The organism is Fervidicola ferrireducens, assembly GCF_001562425.1.
Lineage (GTDB): Bacteria > Bacillota > Thermosediminibacteria > Thermosediminibacterales > Thermosediminibacteraceae > Fervidicola > Fervidicola ferrireducens.
Map to the genome: position 1 here is coordinate 1 of NZ_LOED01000058.1, position 5,416 is coordinate 5,416.

A 5,416-nucleotide genomic window follows, 5' to 3' on the forward strand; every position below is an offset into this window, starting at 1 on the left:
ACATAGCCGCGAGAGGGCTCGATGCTCTTGGGGCATGACCCTGGGAGAAAGGGGAGCGTGACACCCCTTAAGGCCAAGGCGATGAACTGGGTAGACCAGGGAGTGCTGGCTAACCTGCGGCTTAAAGCCGCCGTCCCACGTTGGGATGCCCCCTAATTCATTAGGGTGAGGATGTCACAGCATATAGAAAATCTCTAATTTTTATTTTCGTATAATATATTGCATCCGAATTCCTTTGCTATTTTCTCCGCTTCCCTTATATCTTCTTCGCTCCCAACTGACCATCCTCCTTTGTAAACCCCATTCACATATATCTCGACTTTATCTTTTTTAAATATCATAAGTCTTTCCTGTCTTTGCTTCATTTGATTAACTTGACGCATAATTGCTTCTTCAGGATTTATCTCCAACACTTTGAGAGCGATTAATATGCACGAAAAGGCATCTTCTAATTCGCGCTTAGCTTTTGCGATTTCGCCTCTTAAGAGGGCTTTTAAGGACTCGGCCACCTCTTCATTAAGATGGCTTATGGCTTCTTTAGGATCGGCAGTCTTATACTTTCTGTTTTCCCAAATTATGTCTATTGCTTCTTTTAAATCCATTTTTGACTCCTCTCCCCAATAAAGTATGTCTTACTTTTTATTTTAACAAAAAAATAATGGTCCAGTCTATTTGGGCTGGACCACTATCGCTCGGAGTTCTTTTTCAGTGCTGCTTTTAACTGTTCTAAAATTTGTGGAGCTAAGTCTATTACCCTCTCCCACATGGCGTTTTGATGGACCGGCAACAATCTAATTTGCCCTTGCCCTACCACCATAAATGCGACGGGCTGGACAGAAACGCCCGCTCCGCTTCCGCCGCCAAAAGGCTTTTTTTCCGCTTCTTCATTTCTATCTTTTGCCTGACCACCTTTCCCAAAAAATTCACTGCCGCCGGCGGCAAAGCCGAAGGTAACCCGCGATACCGGAATAATTACGGTACCGTCCGGGGCTTCAACGGCATCTCCAATTATCGTGTTGACATTAACCATGTCTTTTATGCTCTCCATAGCTGTTTTCATCAGGTTTTCAATAGGATGTCCATCCATGTTCTTTCGCTCCCTCTAATTTTTTGCTTAAACCGCGATCCCCACATGGATAGTCCCGCGGTAATAATATGACCGATTCTCATGCTCATTATACTTTCAAAATGAAGCTCAAACGGTTTGTAACCGGAAAAATCAGGCCTTAGATCTATACATAAATCGGAACCATCAATGGTAAAAAAAAGGCTTAAAATTACAAAAGCAAAAGCCAGAACGTTCCACATTAGTCCTGCTGTTATACCTGTCACAAAAGGGTCATTGAAACCGTATTTTATGTAACATGAAATCTTTTTTATCCTAATTGCTTTCAAAAAGGAAATCGAATCCAATGACTGCCAATTCCACTTCTTTTTACTTTTATTATTTGGAATATGAAATACTTCTCTTTTAAAAATAAGCCCTCCAACCGATACTTTCAGGCAAACTTCCCATTTCTCTTTCCCTTCCACATCTAAATTTACATAGTATTTTACAGGAACGAGGGCAATTAACAAAACAGTAAGAATAGCGACCAATAATATAACCACATTAATCCCCTATTCGCTCAATTTAATTTCCGAAAGTTCTTCAATAGAGCTGAGTCCAAAATACTCTAGACATTCCTGTGTTGTACCGTACAAAATTGGTCGACCTGGTGCGTCCAGCCTTCCAACTTCGCAGATTAGGTTTCTTTCCATAAGACTGTTTAGCGTTTTTTCCACGTTGACACCCCTTATGGATTCTATTTCAGCTTTGGTGACCGGCTGTTTGAACATGATTATTGCCAATGTTTCCAAAGCTGCTTTCGAAAGTTGGGTTCTAATTTGAGGCTTTAACAATTTCTCGATGTAAGGGTAAATCTCAGCTTTGGTAGTTAGCCTAATTTTTTTACCCACCTCAGATATCATGATTCCTCTATTTTGCGAATTATATTCCTGTTTCATATCATTGACGAGGGATAAAACTTCCTCCTCAGAAATTTCAAGCACTTTTGCCAGATCTTTCAATTCAACAGGATCTCCAGCTGCAAACAATATACCTTCCAAAATTCCTTTAGCCGCATCCCTGTCCAAATTCAACCTTCCTCCTTTAATACTACCGTTATTTCTCCAAAAAGCCGTTCCTGTTTTACTTTTACCCTGTTTAATTTGATAAGTTCGAGTATTGCAAGAAAAGTCATTATAATTTCCAATTTACTGGAATTCTCTTGAAAAAACTCCCTGAAAAACATCCTTTTTCTCTTTAATAAAATTTTATATACCTGTTTTATTCTAACCTTTAACGGCAAAGGATCTTTTAAAATCGTCTTTAGGGTTCGGCCTCCTTCAATTCCACCCTTTTTAATGATACGAGTAAAAATTAAGATTAGATCGTCAAGATTAACTTCAGAAAGAGAAATTTCTCCTTCAAACAAAAAGGATAAGTCTTCACGCTTGTGTTTAAAAATTTTACTTTCCGTCTCTTCTTTCTCCTTTAATACCTCAGCTATCATCTTATATCTTTTATACTCTATTAGTTTCTCTACCAATTCCATTCTCGGATCATCTTTACCCGAAACTGTACATGCCTCTTCCCGCGTACCCTCCGTCTTTTCTTTGGGAAGTAACATTCTTGATTTTATACTGAGCAATGTGGCCGCCATTAACAAAAACTCGCTTGCCAGGTCTATATCCAGCTGCTCAAGTCCCTCCAAATAGCCTAAATATTGGTCGGTCAGCTCCGAAATAGGTATGTCGTAGATATTAATCTGGTTCTTCTCTATAAGATGAAGAAGAAGGTCCAGCGGACCTTCAAAAGCTTCTAACTTAACATTTAACGCCACGAATCTGTCACCCTTTAAAATCTAAAAATCAATAATATATCGCTCAATCTATCTAAAACGCGCAAAGAAATCGATATAAATGGGTCGAGAATAATATGCACCAGATTAAAATAAACGATGAATATCAGGATTAAAGGTCCGTAAGTTTCTAAATGAGCAAGCTTATCGCTCATTCTCCATGGTAGAAGACCTGTAAGAATCTTATACCCATCAAGAGGGGCAATAGGGATAAGATTGAAAACGGCTAAAACCAAATTGTAAGAAAATAGCACTTCTAAAAAGGCTGCAAATAATCCACCGAGAATATTTAATTTGATAACCACTAAAGTAATAAAGGCTAGGGAAAAATTCGTCAAAGGGCCCGCGAGGGATGTCAGCACAATGCCGTTTCTGTTAGAATAATACCTCGGATCAACCATAACCGGCTTTGCCCAACCGAATTTAAATAGCCATAACATGAGCAAACCGATCGGATCAAGGTGTGCTAACGGATTTAAAGTCAACCTCCCCGTCCATTTGGGAGTTGGATCACCCAAAGCATAAGAAACTCTAGCGTGGGCATATTCGTGAAAAGATATAGCTATCAAAAGAGCCGGAATTCTTAAAAGCATTTCCGGGCCTGAAAAATATGGCATTTATAACATCCTTTCGTATAATATTTTGCCATAAGCATTATACCATTTTTACCATCATAAAAAAAGTGCGCATTAGCGCACTCTCATAAGACATATGATGCAACTTCTTCTTCCTGTTCGAATATCTCATTTTTTAAAAGGTCCTCATAAGTCTCTCTTTTTACCGCAAGCCATGAAACTCCATCCCTTACAAAAACAATAGCTGGACGCGGGATCATATTGTAATTACTTGACATCGAATGATGATATGCTCCAGTCGACAAAACTGCCAAAATGTCCCCGCTTTCTACCTCTGGAAGCTTTATGTCCCAGATGAGCATATCGCCGGATTCACAGCATTTTCCCGCTATTGAAACAACCTCCTTTAGTGGCTTACTTGCCTTGTTTGCTATGATGGCTGTATATTTTGCACCGTAAAGCGCTGGCCTTATATTGTCGCTCATTCCCCCATCCACACAGACGTATTTTCTTACATTTGGAATATCTTTTATTGCTCCTATTGTATATAGGGTTACCCCAGCCGGCCCCACAATGGCCCTGCCGGGCTCTATCATAATCCTTGGAACAGCTAGATTGAACTCTTTTGCCCATTTCTTTACAGTTTCAACCAGTGCTTTCAAATACTCTCTCGGGTGAAGTGGTTTATCGTCCTCAGTATACTTTATCCCGAATCCTCCACCAAAATCGATTTGAGATGTTTCAAAACCGTATCGTTCTTTTACCGAGTTAACAAACTTCATCATAACTTCTGCAGTTAATGCAAATGGTTCAGCTTCAAATATCTGCGATCCAATATGGCAGTGAAAACCAACTAATTTTACACCTTTTATGCTTAGAGCTTTCTCTACTGCTGTCATTGCCATTCCATTTTCAAGGCTAAAGCCGAACTTTGAATCTATTTGGCCTGTCTTTATATAATCGTGAGTATGTGCTTCTATTCCGGGCGTTATGCGCAGCAACACGGTGACCTTCCTTTTTAGCTTTCTCGTAAGGTTGTTTAACATTTCCAGTTCATAGAAATTATCAACGACAATATGCCCCACCCTGTGCTCCAAGGCCATTTTCAACTCTTCGTAAGATTTATTATTTCCATGAAAATATACTCTTTCTAGTGGAAAACCTGCTTTTATTGCAGTATAAAGTTCTCCGCCTGAAACCACATCCATATACAGACCTTCTTCTTCTACTATCTTGCACATAGACATTGTTATAAATGCCTTCGCGGCATAAATTACACCGCTGTCTGGATGCAGTGAATAAAGTTCATCCTTGTAAATCCTGCAATTTTCTCTTATGAGCGATTCATCCATCACGTAAAGAGGTGTCCCGTACTTCTTTGCAAGTTCAACCGCATCACAACCGCTTATTTCCAGATGGCCTTTTTCATTTACCGTCAAGTTCTTGTGCAGCATCGACGTTCTCCTTTCTTCAATTATTCTTTACACATAAATTAAAAAAAAATACAGCCGCAGATATTTGCCAGCTGTCTTTTTTCATACAGGCAAATACCTCCTCTCTCCCCAGGGTTATGAAGTAGCGCTCCACCAAAAAACTCGGGGAAGTTTTTTGGTGACAGTCCTATACCTCTTCGGCATAGGCCCAGCACAACCCTACGAGAATCGGATTGTGCTTCGGCGACAATCCCTTTCCTCCTGCATCATTGGCCTCTCGTACCTCCGCAGGAGTACTCTTGATGTGTCGCGCCTCTACCTCAACTCATTGCGAGATGAGGTATTGTTATTTATTTTTGTATAATTATAACACAGGCATGGATGATGTCAACTGATTTTTTGTTTGAGTGTGGTTATTTTATGATAATGTCACCTTGTAGACTATCGTGATAAAATGTCACTATGAGGAATGAGGTGCGTTATCTAATGTCACAAGAACAACTAA

General features: G+C 39.8%; 7 protein-coding genes and 1 riboswitch. All 7 genes read right to left on the reverse strand.

Features of this window, described 5'->3' with window-relative positions:
* Positions 1-194: 194 nt before the first annotated feature.
* The 7 genes from AN618_RS11950 to lysA all read right to left on the reverse strand — a co-directional run bounded on the left by AN618_RS11950 (position 195) and on the right by lysA (position 4,932).
* Positions 195-602: a hypothetical protein gene (locus AN618_RS11950; RefSeq protein WP_066355506.1), complete on the reverse strand. Its 408-nt coding sequence runs from the start codon at positions 600-602 to the stop codon at positions 195-197.
* A gap of 83 nt (positions 603-685) precedes the next feature.
* Complete coding sequence (gene ytfJ / locus AN618_RS11955; protein ID WP_066355507.1) at positions 686-1,087, reverse strand: GerW family sporulation protein; 402 nt, start codon at positions 1,085-1,087, stop codon at positions 686-688.
* On the reverse strand, positions 1,060-1,611 hold the full coding sequence (locus AN618_RS11960; protein ID WP_066355508.1) for a DUF2953 domain-containing protein: 552 nt from the start codon (positions 1,609-1,611) through the stop codon (positions 1,060-1,062). Before AN618_RS11960 ends, ytfJ begins: the two co-directional genes overlap by 28 nt.
* A 9-nt stretch (positions 1,612-1,620) precedes the next feature.
* Positions 1,621-2,136, reverse strand: a complete 516-nt coding sequence (scpB, locus tag AN618_RS11965; protein ID WP_066355509.1) for an SMC-Scp complex subunit ScpB — start codon at positions 2,134-2,136, stop codon at positions 1,621-1,623.
* Between the two features lie 2 nt (positions 2,137-2,138).
* Positions 2,139-2,885, reverse strand: coding sequence for a segregation and condensation protein A (locus AN618_RS11970; RefSeq protein ID WP_066355512.1), 747 nt, complete (start codon positions 2,883-2,885; stop codon positions 2,139-2,141).
* A 14-nt stretch (positions 2,886-2,899) separates the two neighbouring features.
* Complete coding sequence (locus AN618_RS11975; protein WP_245628525.1) at positions 2,900-3,496, reverse strand: site-2 protease family protein; 597 nt, start codon at positions 3,494-3,496, stop codon at positions 2,900-2,902.
* A 107-nt stretch (positions 3,497-3,603) separates the two neighbouring features.
* Positions 3,604-4,932, reverse strand: coding sequence for a diaminopimelate decarboxylase (gene lysA, locus AN618_RS11980; RefSeq protein WP_066355519.1), 1,329 nt, complete (start codon positions 4,930-4,932; stop codon positions 3,604-3,606).
* A 114-nt stretch (positions 4,933-5,046) separates the two neighbouring features.
* A riboswitch (Lysine riboswitch) is annotated at positions 5,047-5,237 on the reverse strand.
* Between the last annotated feature and the right edge of the window lie 179 nt (positions 5,238-5,416).